The sequence below is a fragment of the Streptomyces sp. NBC_00075 genome (assembly GCF_045041225.1).
Classification (GTDB): Bacteria; Actinomycetota; Actinomycetes; order Streptomycetales; family Streptomycetaceae; genus Streptomyces; species Streptomyces adonidis.
On record NZ_CP108243.1, the window covers coordinates 4,276,021 to 4,291,749 of the forward strand.

Genomic DNA, 15,729 nt, shown 5'->3' on the forward strand with positions numbered 1-15,729 from the left:
GCGACTACGAGGCCCGGGTCTTTGCGGCCCGGGCCTCGTCGTACGCCTCGCGGGCCCGGGCCACGTCCGGCATGCGGTCCTTCGTCCAGCCGGCCAGGGCGCTGACCTGGGCGGCGGCCTCGCGGCCGAGGTCGGTGAGCGAGTAGTCGACGCGGGGCGGGATGACCGGCTTCGCGTCCCGGTGGACCATGCCGTCGCGCTCCAGCGTCTGGAGGGTCTGTGTCAGCATCTTCTCGCTGACGCCGTCGATGGCCCGGCGCAGCTCGCTGAAGCGGTACGAGCGCTCCATCAGCTCCATGAGGACGAGCACACCCCAGCGGCTGGTGACGTGCTCCATGACCAGGCGGTACGGGCACCTGCCCTCGGCGTCGACCGCCGTGTACTTGCCCCTGACTTCGGCCTCGCCGCTCACTGCCGCACTTACTGCCATGTAAGTACCTTACTTGAAAGTGGGTACTTTCCAAGAGTTAGCGCTTCTCCTAGGGTTAGTGCCAGCCCGCATCCCACAAGGAGATTCACATCATGAGCATCGTCGTCACCGGAGCCACCGGCCACCTCGGTCGTCACGTCGTCGAGCAGCTGCTGGAGAAGGTTCCGGCCGACCAGATCACCGCCGTCGTACGCGACGCGGAGAAGGCGTCCGGCTTCGCGGCCCGCGGCGTGAAGATCGCCGTCGCCGACTACAACGAGCCCGAGACCTTCGACGGTGTCATAGCCGCCGGCGACAAGGTGCTGCTCATCTCCGGCAACGAGTTCGACAAGGGCCGTGTCGGCCAGCACAAGGTCGTCCTGGAGGCCGCCAAGGCCGCGGGCGCCGCGCTGCTCGCGTACACCAGCGCCCCCGGCACTCTGACCGCCGCGCTCGCCGACGACCACAAGGGCACCGAGGCAGCGATCCTCGAGTCCGGCGTCCCCTACTCGCTGCTGCGCAACGGCTGGTACAACGAGAACTACACCGAGCAGCTCGCCGTCGCCCTGGAGCACGGCGTCACGCAGGCCGCCGGCGAGGGCAAGGTCGCCTCGGCCGCGCGTGCCGACTACGCCGCCGCCGCTGTCGCGGTGCTGACCGGCGAGGGTCACGAGAACTCGACGTACGAGCTGAGCGGCGACACCGCCTGGAGCTTCGCCGAGTACGCGGCCGAGATCTCCAAGCAGTCCGGCAAGGACGTCCCCTACAACGCGGTCTCGGTCGAGGTCTTCACCGGCATCCTGGTCGGCGCCGGTCTGCCCGAGGGCCTCGCCGCGATCCTCGCGGGCGTGGACGCGTCCATCGAGCAGGGCCAGCTGGCCGGCACCCCGGGCGACCTGTCCCGCCTGACCGGCAGCCCGACCACGCCGATCGCCGAGTCGATCGCCGCCGCGCTCAAGGCCTGACGTCACCCACACCCCCTGGACCCCTCAGGGGCACGCACTCCCCCGTAGCACCCCTGAGGACACCACCCCCGGCTGTCATGACCGTATCGCGATACGAGCATGACAGCCGGGGGTGCTCGGCGTTACCGTCAGGGACGCGCACGTCCATATGACGATGTGCTGATACGAGGGGGAGGCACCGGTGGCCGGGAAGCCCACGAGCGAGCAGCGCACGGGTCTGCTGAACGGCTTCGCGGCATACGGGATGTGGGGCCTCGTTCCGCTCTTCTGGCCGCTGCTGAAGCCGGCCGGGGCGGTCGAGATCCTGGCCCACCGGATGGTGTGGTCCCTCGCAGTCGTCGGTATCGCGCTGCTGGTGCTGCGCCGCTGGGCCTGGGCGGGCGAGCTGCTGAGGCAACCGCGCCGACTGGCACTGATAGCTGTCGCGGCGGCGCTCATCACGGTCAACTGGGGCGTCTACATCTGGGCCGTGAACACCGGGCACGTGGTCGAGGCCTCGCTCGGCTACTTCATCAACCCGCTGGTCACCATCGCCATGGGCGTGATCCTGCTGAAGGAGCGGCTGCGGCCGGTGCAGTGGACGGCGGTCGGCGTCTGTCTCGCCGCCGTGCTCGTCCTGACGGTCGGATACGGCCGGCCGCCCTGGATCTCCCTCTGTCTGGCCTTCTCGTTCGCCACGTACGGCCTGGTCAAGAAGAAGGTCAACCTGGGCGGGGTCGAATCCCTGGCCGCCGAGACCGCGGTCCAGTTCCTGCCCGCGCTGGCCTACCTGCTGTGGCTGGGCGGACAGGGCGAGGCGACCTTCGGTCAGGAGGGCCCCGGGCACGCGGCCCTGCTCGCGGCGACCGGCATCGTCACCGCCCTCCCGCTGGTCTGCTTCGGCGCGGCGGCGATCCGGGTGCCCCTGTCGACCCTGGGCCTGCTCCAGTACCTGGCCCCCGTCTTCCAGTTCCTCCTCGGCATCCTCTACTTCCACGAGGCCATGCCCCCGGAACGCTGGGCCGGCTTCGCCCTGGTGTGGCTGGCGCTCGCCCTGTTGACGTGGGACGCGCTGCGGGCGGCTCGGCGGGGGGCGCGGGCACTCAGGGCGGGGGCCGAGGCGATCCCCGCTCCCCGGCCGGCGGAGGCCGCGCAGGACGTACGCGGTTGAACACGCGGGACGTCCGCCTGAACACGCAGGACGTCCGCCGCTGAAGCGGGGCGTTGTCAGTGCGGCACGTTATAAGTGGTTTCCATGACGCTGACGCCCGGATCCACCCAATCCGCCCCCGTCCCCACGCCCACCCCCGTCCACTGGAAGCTGGTCGTCGACTGCGCGGAGCCGCACGCGCAGGCCGGTTTCTGGGGTGCCGCGCTCGCGTACACCGTCGAGGACCACAGTGCGCTGGTCGAGCGGCTGCTGAGCATCGGTGCCGTGCCGGACGAGCTGACCGTCGAGGTGGACGGCCGACACGCCTGGCGGGACCTGGCGGCCGTACGGCATCCCGGTGATCCGTACGAGGAGGAGAGCGGGACCGGGCTCGGGCGGCGGCTGCTGTTCCAGCGCGTGCCGGAGCAGAAGACGGGTAAGAACCGGCTCCACCTCGATCTGCACCCGGGCCCGGACCTGCGCACGCCCGAGGTCGAGCGGCTGACGGAGCTGGGGGCGAGAGTCCTGCGGGAGGTGCGGGAGATGGGCGGTGAGTGGGTGGTGATGGCGGACCCGGAGGGGAACGAGTTCTGCGTCCACTGAACCGAACACACCGGGCGCGTTAGTCATGTCCATGTTCATCCGGTATGCGAACTCGCTGTCCAGATAGCGCTCTTGACGAACAGTTGGCCAGAGCTTCACCATCCAGGCACCTATCCGCTGTGGAATCCCTGTGATTCCCAAGGAATTCGGAGCCCCCCACATGAAGCTCTCGGTTCCCGGACGCGCCACAGCCACCGCTGTGGCCGTCACCGTGCTCGCCACCACCGCGCTCCTCACCACGAGCACGGCGGCCGGCGCGACACCCGCACCCGACTCGTCCGTGAAGCTCGCCGCCGCGCCCGACCTGCCGCTGGCCAACGTCAAGGCGCATCTGACCCAGTTGCAGTCCATAGCCACCGCCAACGGCGGCAACCGGGCGCACGGCAGAACCGGCTACCGTGCCTCGCTCGACTATGTGAAGGCCAAGCTGGACGCGGCCGGATTCACCACGACCATCCAGCAGTTCACCGCGTCCAGCCGTACCGGCTACAACCTGATCGCCGACTGGCCCGGCGGCGACCCCGAGCAGGTGATCATGGCGGGCTCGCACCTCGACAGCGTCACCTCCGGCGCCGGCATCAACGACAACGGCAGTGGTTCGGCCGCCGTCCTGGAGATCGCGCTCGCGGTCTCCCGCGCCCAGTACCAGCCCACGAAGCATCTGCGTTTCGCCTGGTGGGGAGCGGAGGAGCTGGGGCTGGTCGGGTCCCGGTACTACGTCAACAACCTCTCCACCGCGAACCGCGCGCGCATCGACGGCTATCTGAACTTCGACATGATCGGCTCGCCCAACCCCGGCTACTTCGTCTACGACGACGACCCGACCATCGAACAGACCTTCAAGGACTACTACGCGGGCCTCGGCATCGCGACCGAGATCGAGACCGAGGGCGACGGCCGCTCCGACCACGCGCCCTTCAAGAACGTGGGCGTCCCGGTCGGCGGTCTGTTCAGCGGCGCCGACTACATCAAGACGGCGGCGCAGGCGGCCAAGTGGGGCGGTACGTCGGGCCAGGCGTTCGACCGCTGCTACCACTCGTCCTGCGACACGACGGCCAACATCAACGACACCGCCCTCGACCGCAACAGTGACGCGGCGGCGTACGCGGTGTGGGAGCTGTCGGAGTAACGCACGCGGTCCGTTGGTCCAACTCCCCCGTACCGCACCGGCGATGGCATCGGCGGCACCCTACGGATGCCAAGATCGGTCAGTAGATCATCGGTCGGTACGGGGGAAGAGGGTGACAAGTTGAGCCTCCCGATCGCGGAGATCGCCGCCGCCGTACGGGCGCGGGAGGTGACCGCCGTCGAGGCCGTCACCTCCGCGCTCGCCCGGATCGCCGCCGTGGACGCGGAGTTGTGTGCGTTCAGGGAGGTCTGGGGCGAGGCGGCGGTTCGCCGGGCGCGCGAGGTCGATGTCCGGGTCGCGGCGGGTGAGCGGCTGCCGCTCGCGGGCGTTCCGCTCGCGGTGAAGGGGCGGTACGGGGAGCGGGCGGCGGACGCGGTACGGCTGATCGCCGCCGGGTGTGTGCCGGTGGGCGCCACGTCCGTACCTGCGCCCGGAACCCCCTGGCAGACCTGGGGACTTGGGGCCGGTGGACGGACGGTCAACCCGTGGCGGGCGGACCGGGTGCCGGGCGGTTCGTCGGCGGGGGCCGGGGCGGCTGTGGCAGCGGGCCTGGTCCCTCTCGCGACGGGCGCGGACGGCGCCGGGTCCATACGCATCCCGGCCGCCTGGTGCGGGGTGTTCGGCCTCAAGTCGACGAACGGGCGTCTGCCGCATCCCGACCGGACGGGGCTGAGCGCGGTGGGGGCGGTGGCTCGGCGGGCGGTCGACCTGGGGGCGTACTGGCGGTGCGTGGCGGAGGAGGGGGACGAGGAGTGCGAGTCCGTGCGGCGGCCCCTCACCGCTCTCTGGTCCGACTCCCTCGGCTTCGCCCGCTCCGATCCCGGGCCGGCCCTCGTCGCGCACGGGGCCGCGCTGCGGCTCGACGGTGCCGGGGTCGTACGGCTGTTGCCGCCGGACGATGCTGTCGTACGCCTCGACGATCCGGGGCCGGCTTGGCTGGCGCTGCGGGCGCCGGGTGCGGGTGGGGGTGGCGGTGGGGCTAGGGGTGCGAATACGGGCGGCGGCGATACGGCGGCGGCGCACCGGCTGCGTGCCGCCAACGACCGGCGGCTCGCGGAGCTGTTCAGCCGGGCCGACCTGCTGCTGACCCCCACGACGCCGAACCCGCCACACGGCCACGAGGGTCCGGGCGACCGGTACTCGACCGCGCTCACCTGGGCGTTCAACCTCAGCGGGCACCCGGCGGCGAGCATCCCGGCGGGTTTCGGCCCGGACGGCTGCCCGGTCGGACTCCAGGTCGTGGCCCGGCACGGCGAGGAGCAGGTACTGCTGCGGGTCATGGCGGAGGCGGAGGAACAAGCGGGCCTGGCCGGCTGTTGATGCACAGGCCAGTCATTAATGCACACGCATGTACTGTGCGCATTGACTCACCGTGCGCGCCACACCTGCCGTACGCCAACCGCACCGGGGGCCCACCATGAACCGCAGCTTCCTCTTCCTCCTGGGCAGCAGCCGCACCGACGGCAACACCGAGGCGCTCGCCCGCCGGGCCGCCGAACAACTGCCCGCCGAGGTCGAGCAGCGCTGGCTGAGTCTCGCCGAGCATCCACTGCCCGACTTCGAGGATCTGCGCCATGACGCGGACCACGTCCGGCCCACCGGAAACAACACGGCCCTCCTGCTCGACGCGACGCTCGCGGCCACGGACATCGTGATCGTCTCGCCGCTGTACTGGTACTCGGTGTCCGCCCCCGTCAAGCGCTATCTCGACTACTGGTCGGGCTGGCTGCGCACTCCCGGCCTGGACTTCAAGGCCACCCTCGCCGGACGCACGCTCTGGGGCGTCACCGTCCTCGCCGACCCGGACCCGGCGTTCGCCGACCCGCTGGTCGGTACGCTCCGCAACTCGGCCGCGTACATGGGGATGCGGTTCGGCGGGGTGCTGCTCGGCAACGGGAGCAAGCCCGGTGACGTACTGAAGGACACCGACGCGCTCACCCGCGCGAAGACGTTCTTCGCATAGTCCGGCCGGTTCGGCCCATTCGGGCGACTCGGCCCGTTCGGGCGAGGGGAGTTCAGGCGGTGATGTCCTTCGTCGTGAACCGCGCCCAGGCCGCCGAGCCGAACACCGCCGCGTACACGGCCTGGATGCCGAGGTTCTTCACCAGGTCGTCCCAGTAGACCGGTTCGCGCATGAGGTCGGCGAAGGACAGCCAGTAGTGGGAGAAGAAGTACGGCTGGAGCGCGTGCAGTTGGGGTATCTGGTCGAGGATCTGGACGGTGATGAGCAGTCCGACGGTCGTCGCCATCGCCGCGATGCCGCTGCTCGTCAGGGTGGAGATGAACAGGCCGAGCGCCGCCACCCCGATCAGTGACGCGGCGACGACCAGCGCGATCAGCAGCGCCCGCCCCAGTCCCTCCGTGAAGCTGATGCTCGTACCGGAGATCGTCATCAGATCGCCGAGCGGGAAGAGCAGGGCGCCGACCGTGAGCGCCGACAGTGCCACCACCAGCGTCGCGACCAGGCAGAACGTCAGCGTGGTCGCGTACTTGGTGAGGAGCAGGCGGGTGCGGCCGGCCGGGGCGACCAGCAGATAGCGGAGGGTGCCCGCGCTTGCCTCGCCGGCTATCGCGTCGCCCGCGATGACGCCGATGGCCATCGGGAGGAAGAAGGGGAGGGTTGCGGCCAGGGCCGTGAACACCAGGAAGAGGCCGTTGTTGGTGATCTGCGAGATGAAGGCGGGGCCTCCGCCGCCGCCCCCGCCCGGGCCACCGCCGACGCCGGACGAACCGTCGCCGGTCTCGATCTTGATTGCGATGCCGATGAGGATTGGTACCGCCGCCAGTACGCCCAGGAGGGCGAGGGTGCGCCAGCGGCGGAAGGTGGTGAGGAGTTCGTTGCCGAAGAGGGTGCCTCGGACGGTTGTTCGACGGCTGGCGGTTTGTCGTGGCTGGTCGCGCCGTTCCTCGCGCCCCTTTGGGGCACCTGCCTGAACCTCAGCCTGCGACATCGAAGCCCTCCCCCGTCAGCGCCATGAACGCGTCCTCCAGGGACGCCCGTTCGACGCCGAAGCCTCGGACGCGGACGCCCGCGCCGACCAACGCGGCGTTGACGTCGGCGAGTTCGCGGTCCGGAGGTTCTGCGGTCACCTGGTCCTCGGTGATGACGACGTCCGAGGCGCCCTGCTCCTTCAGCACGCGGGCCGCGTCCGCCGTGTCCGGGGTCGTCACGACGAGGCGTCCGCGGGTCCCGGCGGCCAACTCCGCCACCGAGCCCTGGGTGATCAGCCGGCCCTGTGCCATGACGGCCGCGTGCGTACAGACCTGCTCGATCTCGTCGAGGAGGTGGGAGGAGAGGAAGACGGTGGTGCCGTCGGAGGCCAACTCCCTTACCAGGGAACGGATTTCGCGCATGCCCTGTGGATCGAGCCCGTTGGTCGGCTCGTCGAGGACGAGCAGGCGGCGCGGCTGGAGCAGCGCCGCCGCGAGACCGAGCCGCTGCTTCATGCCCAGCGAGTACGCCTTCGCCTTCTTGCCGGCGGCGGCCGTGAGGCCCACCCGGTCCAGGGCGTGCGCGACGCGCGTACGCCGGGTGCGCGGATCGGCGGTCGGGTCTGCGGCGTCGTACCGGACGAGGTTGTCGCGGCCCGAGAGGAAGCCGTACAGCGCGGGTCCTTCGATGAGCGCGCCGACATGCGGCAGCACGGCGCGGGTGGCACGGGGCATCGGCCGCCCCAGCACCCGCGCCGTGCCCGACGTCGGCTCGATCAGGCCCATCAGCATGCGGATGGTGGTCGTCTTGCCGGAGCCGTTCGGCCCGAGGAAACCGAAGACGCTGCCCGCCGGGACGGTGAGGTCGAGAGCGTCGACGGCGAGCTGTCCACCGCGGTAGCGCTTGGTGAGGGCACGGGTGACGATGACCGCGCCATCGTCACCCCGGTGCACCTCTTCCGGCTCTCCCCGCTCCGCGGTGGACGCTTCCTCCATGGGCTCCCCCGGCTCCCTCGGTCGTCTACTCGTACAACAGGGATTCGCGTCCGGAGGTTCCCGAACGGGAGTTACGCGAGTTACCGGTCCGCGTTCGCCGCCTTCACGAGCGCGTCCTTCGTGACGGCGCCGACGTAGAGCTTGCCGTCGTCCGTCATCAGGGCGTTGATCAGGCGGGTCTTGAAGACCGTGCCGGAGCCGAAGTCGCCGGAGACCTTGTCGCCGAAGGAGTCGAGGAAGCCGCCGAACGCGCCGGCGTCCGGGGAGTCACCGGCCGACGGCAGGCCGCTCTCGGCGCCCGAGTCGAAGGCGGCGATGGAGTTCCAGCCCTCGCCGATGATCTTGACGCCATCGCCGCCGTCCTCGGCCCCGTGCGCCCACCCGTGGCCCTCGGTTCCCGAGACGTCGCCGTCGAGTTCCTTGCCGAACTCCTTGCCGAAGTCCTCGTCGGCCTTGGCCGAGCCCTCCTCGGTGACCTTCGTGCCCTTGGGCGGGGTGAAGTCGAAGGTCGAGGCGGCGGGCTTGGCGAAGTCGACGTCGACGAAGCCGGCGTCCACGACGGCCGCGCCGCCGCTCGCCGGGGTGAGCGTGAACTTCAGCGGCGTACCGGTCTTCGAGTCGACCGCGATACTGATCGCCCCGACCGTGGACCCGGACGCCTTCGGCTTGATGACCAGCTTGTACGCGTCGCGGCCGGCGACCTGGGCGGTGCCGTCGACGGTCACGGAAGTCGTGTCGTCGGCCGCCTTCAGGGCCTCCTCGGCGAACTCCTTGGGCGTGGCGGGCACGTCGTCGGGCAGGGCCTGGCCCTTGCCGTCGGCCTTGTCCTTGCCGCTCTCGGATGCGGGGGCCGTCGCGTGGTACGCCTCGTTCGACGAACTGTCGTACGCCCACACCTCGTCGCCGTTGTGGATGACGCTGTACTCGGCGGCCTTCTCCAGCAGCGACACCTTCTGCTTGTCGGGGCCGTCGACGGCGACCCGGACCGTGTGCGTGCCGGAGGCCAGTTCGAGGAGCTTGGCGCTCGGATCGGCGGCCGACCCCGAATCGCCGGAACCCCCGCCGAGGCCGCCCGAGAGCAGGCCGCTCTCCAGACCGCCGAGGTCGGGCAGCCCCAGGTCCGTGCTGATCTTCACCGTGCCGGACAGCTGCTGGGTGTCCGACGCGGCGATCTTCTCGATGAGTTCCTGCGCGCTGATCTTCGGTAGATCGGGGTCACCGGAGCCGGCGAACGCCGGTACCAGCCCGATCGTCGCGGCCGTCAGACCGATCACCACGGCCGGGGCGGCGTACCGCGCGGCCTTGCGGCGCCGCGAGGGCACGTCCTCGGCCTCGGTCTCGATCTCGGCCTCGATCCGGTTGCCGGACTTGGCCTCTTCGTACGGTGCCATGTGTGCCTTACCTCCGTCGTCGGCGGCGGCTGTCAGTCCCACACCTGTCCACCCTGAGCCGCCATTCTCACCCGAACCGGTGAGGAGTGGTGCTTTCCATCTCACCAAATCGACGAAGGGGAATCGTCAGACCTTGGTCTCAACTCCGCGTACTGCTACGGGATGACATGAGGAGGCGGTGCTTCCCCCGACCCGTAGGGGTCGTGTGGTGGTGGTATCCGGGGAAGCCCCGCCTCGATGCCGATCGTCCGGCGACTCCGTGGCTCAGTTCCGCAGGAACACGTAGTCCGCCTGGTAGGGGACGCCCACGATGGTGCCGGGCGAGCAGGAACCGGCCGGTGCGACGCCGCCCACGGTGTTCAGCCGCAGGATCTCGGTCGTACGGGCGAGCAGCCCGCGGTGCTTGCCGGACTGCGTGGCCCTGAGGTCCAGTTCGGGGATGTTCCTGTCGCCGTTCGGGGTCTTGGAGATCAGCGACCCGGTGACCGCGCTGCGGTCGGGGGCGATCCACTGCGGCGTACCGGAGTTGGGCTTCACGAAGGTGTGCGCGATGTTCCCGCCGAGTACGGCGCTGACATCGCGCTGCGCGAAGGCGTACCCGCCGCCCTCGGCCGGCTTGCACTGGTAGATCTGCTTGCCCTTGACGACGGACGCCTGGAAGTTGTCGAGGGCGTCCCGGAAGTCGAAGGAGGCGACGGTGACCTTGTGGAGCTGGCCACGGACGGCTCCGCCCGGGAACTCGGCGGTGTGCAGATTGGCGTAGAAGGCGCCGGGGTCGGACTTGAGCTTCGCGAGCAGGGCGGCGTCATTGACCTTGACAGTCCCTGTGACGGTACGTCCCTTGCCACCACCGCTGCCCTTGCCGAGCAACCCGGTGAAGTCGATCTTGACGCCACCGTTCGTGCCCTTGGCGCCCTGGTGGATGTGGAGGAGGGTCGGCTTGCCGGTACCGCGCCAGGCCACGGCGACGGACACCTTGTCGCCCTTGACCTTGACGAACTCGACGGCGGCCCCGTCCCGGTCCCCGACGGCGGGCCCGCCGGCCACGGGCACCTCGTTGGCACCCCGAAGACTGGCGGCGAGAACGGTGCCACCGCTTCCGGCGCCGACACCCTGGGTGACGATGCCCACGTGGTCGGCGTGGGCGTTGCGATCACCACCGCGATCTCCGTTCGCGGCCACCGCCGGAAGAACGGCGGCGGCGATACCGGCAGCGGCGACCACCGAGACCCCGGAAACGATCAGGCTTTTACGTCCCATGATTCTTTTTCTCCCCGTATCGCAGCTGACGCCCCCTGCGTCAGCTTCTGGAACCAATACGGGAAGAGGTCTCGGTTTGGACTTAGTCCAGCCATGTGACGCGCGCCACATGTTTTTAGCCCGTCCGGCGTTTGAGGACGAGCGCGTCCAGCGCGAAAGGGGGGTCTGGGGGCACAGCCCCCAGAAGGATGGGAACGGGTAGGGGCGGCGGGGGCGAAAACCCTACCCAGCCCGATGCACCACCGCGTCACACATCTCCCCCAACGCCACCTTCGCATCGCACTCCGCCAACGGCACCAACGCAGCCCGCGCCTCCTCAGCGAACCGCACCGTGTCCCGCCGAGCCTGAGCCAACGCAGGATGCACCCGCAGCCGAGCCAACGCCTCCGCATGCCGCGCGTCGTCACTCAGATCGGAGTCCAGCAGCTCGCACAGCGCGACATCCTCGGCCAGCCCCATCCGAGCCACCCGCTCGCGCAACCGCAGCACGGGCATCGTGGGAATGCCCTCCCGCAGATCCGTCCCGGGCGTCTTCCCGGACTCGTGGGAGTCGGACGCGATGTCCAGCACGTCGTCCGCGAGCTGGAAGGCGACCCCGAGCCGCTCCCCGTACTGGGTGAGCACGTCCACGACACTGTCGTCGGCGCCGGACATCATCGCCCCGAACCGGCAGGCCACGGCCACCAGCGACCCGGTCTTCCCGCCCAGTACGTCCAGGTAGTGCTCGACCGGGTCCCGCCCGTCGGACGGCCCCGCCGTCTCCAGGATCTGCCCGGTCACCAGCCGCTCGAACGCCTCCGCCTGCACCCGCACCGCCTCGGGCCCGAGGTCGGCGAGGATGTGCGAGGCGCGCGCGAAGAGAAAGTCGCCGGTCAGGACCGCGACGGAGTTCCCCCAGCGCGTGTTGGCGCTGGGCACCCCGCGCCGCACCTCGGCCTCGTCCATGACGTCGTCGTGGTACAGCGTCGCGAGGTGGGTCAGCTCCACCACCACCGCCGACGGCACGATCCCCGGCGCGTACCGGTCCCCGAACTGCGAGGCGAGCATCACGAGCAACGGCCGGAACCGCTTCCCGCCGGCCCGTACGAGGTGCTGCGCGGCCTCCGTGATGAAGGGCACCTCGCTCTTGGTGGCTTCGAGCAACCCTTCCTCGACAGCCGCCAATCCGGCCTGGACATCGGCTTCGAGAGCCTGGTCCCGCACGCTCAGCCCGAACGGCCCGACGACGGTCACGAGGGATCTCCTGTCTGCTGGTGTCTACTGGCGGTCACACGGTGTGCCGATAGGTCGCTGCCATCACTCAAGTCAGCGTATCCGGTCACGTTTCGATCACCACGAGCGCCCGCCCGTCCAGGCCAGGCGGTATCGGATCACGACCGGAATGTTTTTGATCAGCCCATAAGTATGGACATTCATAAACATCCCGCGCCCCACCCGTCACACCAGTGATCGCACCCGCGCATACGCCACCACCTCCCCGACGGCACCCGCCGTACCCGTCGCTACGACAACGACGCGCATCGCACGAGAGGTTCCACCCTCCCGGCAGACACGCCCACAAGAAGCCTAAAAACCCTAAAAACCCCTATTCACCCCACTCGCCTCGCTCAGGCCACAACTACCCCCACCCCGTGATTCAAGTCACTCCAAATTCCAGCCCCCGCCACCCTCTCCCCCGCAAACTCCCCGTTCGCAAAAGGCAAGTTACTTCCCACCCACTCCACACCTCCGCCCGTTTTGTCCCCAACGGGCGCCCCAAATGACCAAGTCCTGCGTTTCCGCCCCTTGTTCCACCCGTGTGCTCTCGCATACGTTCTCGCCACGCCGGGCGGATCGCCGAATCCTGCCACCGCCCGCAGAGCACCATCCCACCCACCCACACGTGACTCACGCAGGCAGGAGCGGGGGACCCAGGTAAGCCGCCGGTCCGGGCACGACGCCGGAGCGGCTAGGGGTGAAGTCGCGCGCCGACACAGGCGCCCGGCCGGGCATCTCCCGCCCAAACCCGACAGCTCACCTCGTAGGCGTCGGAGAGGACTCACCATGCCCGCACGAGGTCAGCACCAGCGCGCGAGAACCACCCGCCGCCCGCTCACGCTCCCGCGCACACTCGCCATCACCGGAACGGCCGCCGTAGCCCTGGCCTTTCCCTTCCTGACCGCGACAACGGCATCAGCCGCACCGTCGTCCGCCGTGTCCGTGTCGTCGGCGACGAACTACGCGAACAACCTGGACGGCTGGATCCGCGAATCGCTCGACATCATGGCGCAGAACGGAATCCCGGGAACGTACAACGGCATCTACCGCAACATCATCCGCGAGTCGTCGGGCAACCCGAACGCCATCAACCTCTGGGACTCGAACGCGGCAGCCGGCACCCCCTCCAAGGGCCTCCTCCAGGTCATCGACCCGACCTTCGCCGCCTACCACGTCGCCGGCACCTCGTACGACCCCTACGACCCGATCGCGAACATCACAGCGGCCTGCAACTACGCGGCTGCGCGATACGGCTCGATAGACAACGTGTACGGCGCCTACTAGGCCGGCCCGCCCTCACCGCCACGCCCCGTCCGCGCTCCAGTTCCCGTCCCCGTCCCCGGTTCCGGCTCCGAACAGCCGCTCCAGCACGACCGCGATCCCGTCGTCCTCGTTCGAGAGGGTGACCTCGTCCGCCACCGCCTTGAGTTCGGGATGGGCGTTGGCCATGGCCACCCCATGGGCCGCCCAGTCGAACATGGGGATGTCATTGGGCATGTCGCCGAAGGCGATGGTGGCGGACGAGGCCAGCCCGAGGTACTCGGCGGCGAGCGCGAGCCCCGTCGCCTTGGTGATGCCGCATGGCTGGAGTTCGACGGTGCCGGGCCCCGACATGGTGACGGTCGCGAGCGAACCGACCGCTCCACGCGCCGCCGACGCCAACTCGTCGTCGGACAGGGACGGGTGACGCAGCAGCACCTTGCTGATGGGCGCGGCCCACAGGTCGTCCCGGTGCGGCACCCGTACGGCGGGCAGCGTCGGGTGCGGCATCAGATACCCGGGTTCGATGAGCGTCAGCCCGTCGACACCGTCCTGGTCCACGGCGGCGTACACCTGCCCGACCTCCGCCTCGATCTTGCCGAGCGCGGTCTCCGCCAGCTCCTGGTCCAGGGTCACCGACCAGAGCAGACGGTCCGCGCCGGCGTCGTACAACTGCGCGCCCTGTCCGCACACCGCGAGCCCCCCGGCCCCGAGGTCGTCGAGCAGCGGCCGGACTCTCGGCGCAGGCCGTCCCGTCACCACCAGATGCCGGGCGCCGGCGGCCGTGGCACGCGCCAACGCGGTCCGCGACCGGTCGGAGAGCGTGTCATCGGCACGCAGGAGCGTTCCGTCCAGGTCCGTGGCGATAAGTGCGTATGAGGTGGGAGCGGCCATGATCCAGAGAATACGGATCGTTCGGCACATCGGTCTCCGCCCGAACCGGACGACGTTCGGCATCCCGGCAGCAACAGCCTCCCAGCCTGCCCCAACTCCCGCCCCGGGAAGGCCCGAACGGCATGAGATCGCGGTCCGCCGCCGTTGTCGCCCGCCCCCGTCCGCGCCCTATCCGTGCGCGGCCGCCAGATGCCCCACCAGCCTCGGTGACGCGAACTCCGTACCGCACACGAACCGCATCACCGGCCCGTACGAAGCTGCCGCCGGCAACCCCGTGAAGTACAGCCCCGGTACGGAGGAGACATACCCGGCACCGAGCCTCGGCGTGCCCCGGCTCACCGCCAGCTCCGTACGCAGTTCGTGACCGAGGAAGTCCATCGCGGCGATGTCGACGCGGTAGCCGGTCGCGGATATGACGTGGTCGGCCGACAACTCCCGGGTGCGGCCGCCGAGATCCTCCACGGTCAGCACCGGCCGCCCGCCGCCGGAGCCCCCGGTCTCCCCTGCGCCTCCCGTTGCCCGTACGATCCGCGCGACCTCGCTGACCTCCACCTTCCCCTCGAACCGGTCGCGCAGCCACCACGCCCCGAGCGGTCCGAGGACCCGGCGGACCAGATAGTGGCGGGCCTGGGCCGGGAGATGGCGGTAGGGATGCGGGTAGTAGGTGAGGGCCCAGAGCGACCACGCGTTGCCGAACGGCGACTCGGGCCGCAGCCTGGGCTGCCGCCACGGGGGCGCGCCGAAGGCGACGCGACCCCGCCCCCGCGACACCACCCGTACCCGCGCCCCCGCCTCCGCCGCCAGCGCCGCCGTCTCCAGCGCGGACTGGCCCGCACCGACGACGATCAGCTCCCGGCCCGCGAACCGGCCCAGATCATGGTGCTGCGAACTGTGGGACACCGGACCCGTGGGCGAGGGCCCGTCCGGCGCGGCGCCGGCCAGCTCCGGGGGCAGATGCGCGAGCCCCGACAGCCCGGTCGCCACCACGACCGCCCGCGCGGTGAACAACTCGCCCGAGTCCAGCTTGAGTTCGAAGCCACCGCCGCTGCCGCTGCCCGCGCCCTTGTGCTGCCGCCGGTCCACGGACACCACCCGCACCCGCTCCAACTCGGGTACGAGCCGCTGCTGGAACCACTCGCCGTACGCGATGAAGGTCTCCACCGGGACGATGTCCTCGTCCGTGACCAGTCGGCGTATCCCCGCCGCGTCGCAGTAGTCGACCAGGTTGTGGCCCCGCTGCGGGGCGTCGATGCTGGAGGCCGCCGGCGTCGACTTCAGGAGCATTCCGGCGGGCATGTGGTCCCGCCAGCTCACCATGGGCTCGCCGAACACTCTCACCGGAATGCCACGCGCCCGCAGATGCGCGGCGGTTGACAGACCGAACGGTCCCGCGCCGATTACCGCTACCGGATGATTCACGAAGTCCCCTCCCCAGGACGCTGCTTCGCCACTTCGCGCTGTTCTGCTGCTCTACTGCTCTGCTGCTGCCCAACCGGTCAGCAGGT

Annotated in this window: 15 protein-coding genes and 1 riboswitch; of the genes, 7 read left to right on the forward strand and 8 right to left on the reverse strand. The window is 70.0% G+C overall.

Annotation, left to right across the window (positions count from 1 at the left end):
* Positions 1–4 precede the first annotated feature (4 nt).
* Positions 5–430 carry a winged helix-turn-helix transcriptional regulator gene (locus tag OG787_RS18350; RefSeq protein WP_405535757.1) on the reverse strand — a complete coding sequence of 142 codons (426 nt, stop codon included), beginning with the start codon at positions 428–430 and terminating at the stop codon, positions 5–7.
* A gap of 92 nt (positions 431–522) precedes the next feature.
* Between OG787_RS18350 and OG787_RS18355 the strand changes: the two genes are divergently transcribed.
* From OG787_RS18355 to OG787_RS18380, 6 genes are all read left to right on the forward strand, one after another.
* Positions 523–1,374 carry an NAD(P)H-binding protein gene (locus tag OG787_RS18355; protein ID WP_405535758.1) on the forward strand — a complete coding sequence of 284 codons (852 nt, stop codon included), beginning with the start codon at positions 523–525 and terminating at the stop codon, positions 1,372–1,374.
* Positions 1,375–1,555: 181 nt separating this feature from the next.
* Positions 1,556–2,524, forward strand: coding sequence for an EamA family transporter RarD (gene rarD, locus OG787_RS18360; RefSeq protein ID WP_369033555.1), 969 nt, complete (start codon positions 1,556–1,558; stop codon positions 2,522–2,524).
* A gap of 84 nt (positions 2,525–2,608) precedes the next feature.
* A complete protein-coding gene (locus OG787_RS18365; protein ID WP_369033556.1) occupies positions 2,609–3,106 on the forward strand; it encodes a VOC family protein in 498 nt (165 codons plus the stop codon).
* A 160-nt stretch (positions 3,107–3,266) separates the two neighbouring features.
* Positions 3,267–4,235, forward strand: coding sequence for a M28 family metallopeptidase (locus tag OG787_RS18370; RefSeq protein ID WP_405535759.1), 969 nt, complete (start codon positions 3,267–3,269; stop codon positions 4,233–4,235).
* A gap of 66 nt (positions 4,236–4,301) precedes the next feature.
* Positions 4,302–5,555 (forward strand): amidase, encoded by a 1,254-nt coding sequence (locus OG787_RS18375; RefSeq protein ID WP_405535760.1) that lies wholly within the window; start codon positions 4,302–4,304, stop codon positions 5,553–5,555.
* A 97-nt stretch (positions 5,556–5,652) separates the two neighbouring features.
* Positions 5,653–6,198: a flavodoxin family protein gene (locus OG787_RS18380; RefSeq protein ID WP_369033559.1), complete on the forward strand. Its 546-nt coding sequence runs from the start codon at positions 5,653–5,655 to the stop codon at positions 6,196–6,198.
* Positions 6,199–6,250: 52 nt separating this feature from the next.
* On the opposite strand, the gene OG787_RS18385 is transcribed toward OG787_RS18380, so the two are convergent.
* The 5 genes from OG787_RS18385 to OG787_RS18405 form a co-directional block, all read right to left on the reverse strand.
* The gene (locus tag OG787_RS18385; protein WP_405535761.1) at positions 6,251–7,186 is read right to left on the reverse strand and encodes an ABC transporter permease; all 936 of its coding nucleotides are present in this window, start codon (positions 7,184–7,186) and stop codon (positions 6,251–6,253) included.
* Positions 7,173–8,162 carry an ATP-binding cassette domain-containing protein gene (locus OG787_RS18390; protein WP_405535762.1) on the reverse strand — a complete coding sequence of 330 codons (990 nt, stop codon included), beginning with the start codon at positions 8,160–8,162 and terminating at the stop codon, positions 7,173–7,175. The genes OG787_RS18385 and OG787_RS18390 overlap by 14 nt, the downstream gene beginning before the upstream one ends.
* Positions 8,163–8,242: 80 nt before the next feature.
* On the reverse strand, positions 8,243–9,553 hold the full coding sequence (locus OG787_RS18395) for a LolA family protein (protein ID WP_405535763.1): 1,311 nt from the start codon (positions 9,551–9,553) through the stop codon (positions 8,243–8,245).
* A 264-nt stretch (positions 9,554–9,817) separates the two neighbouring features.
* Positions 9,818–10,813, reverse strand: coding sequence for a CHRD domain-containing protein (locus OG787_RS18400; protein WP_369033563.1), 996 nt, complete (start codon positions 10,811–10,813; stop codon positions 9,818–9,820).
* Positions 10,814–11,035: 222 nt separating this feature from the next.
* Entirely contained in the window at positions 11,036–12,046 is a 1,011-nt protein-coding gene (locus OG787_RS18405) for a polyprenyl synthetase family protein (protein WP_369033564.1), read from the reverse strand.
* Positions 12,047–12,686: 640 nt separating this feature from the next.
* A riboswitch (cyclic di-AMP (ydaO/yuaA leader) is annotated at positions 12,687–12,853 on the forward strand.
* 3 nt (positions 12,854–12,856) lie between these two features.
* Here OG787_RS18405 and OG787_RS18410 point away from each other — a divergent pair.
* Positions 12,857–13,354: a transglycosylase SLT domain-containing protein gene (locus OG787_RS18410; protein WP_405535764.1), complete on the forward strand. Its 498-nt coding sequence runs from the start codon at positions 12,857–12,859 to the stop codon at positions 13,352–13,354.
* Positions 13,355–13,366: 12 nt separating this feature from the next.
* Here the strand turns inward: OG787_RS18410 and OG787_RS18415 are convergent, their stop codons facing one another.
* Together OG787_RS18415 and OG787_RS18420 are read right to left on the reverse strand one after the other, a co-directional pair.
* The gene (locus OG787_RS18415; RefSeq protein WP_369033566.1) at positions 13,367–14,224 is read right to left on the reverse strand and encodes an HAD family hydrolase; all 858 of its coding nucleotides are present in this window, start codon (positions 14,222–14,224) and stop codon (positions 13,367–13,369) included.
* 168 nt (positions 14,225–14,392) lie between these two features.
* On the reverse strand, positions 14,393–15,643 hold the full coding sequence (locus tag OG787_RS18420) for an FAD-dependent oxidoreductase (RefSeq protein ID WP_369033567.1): 1,251 nt from the start codon (positions 15,641–15,643) through the stop codon (positions 14,393–14,395).
* Positions 15,644–15,729 lie beyond the last annotated feature (86 nt).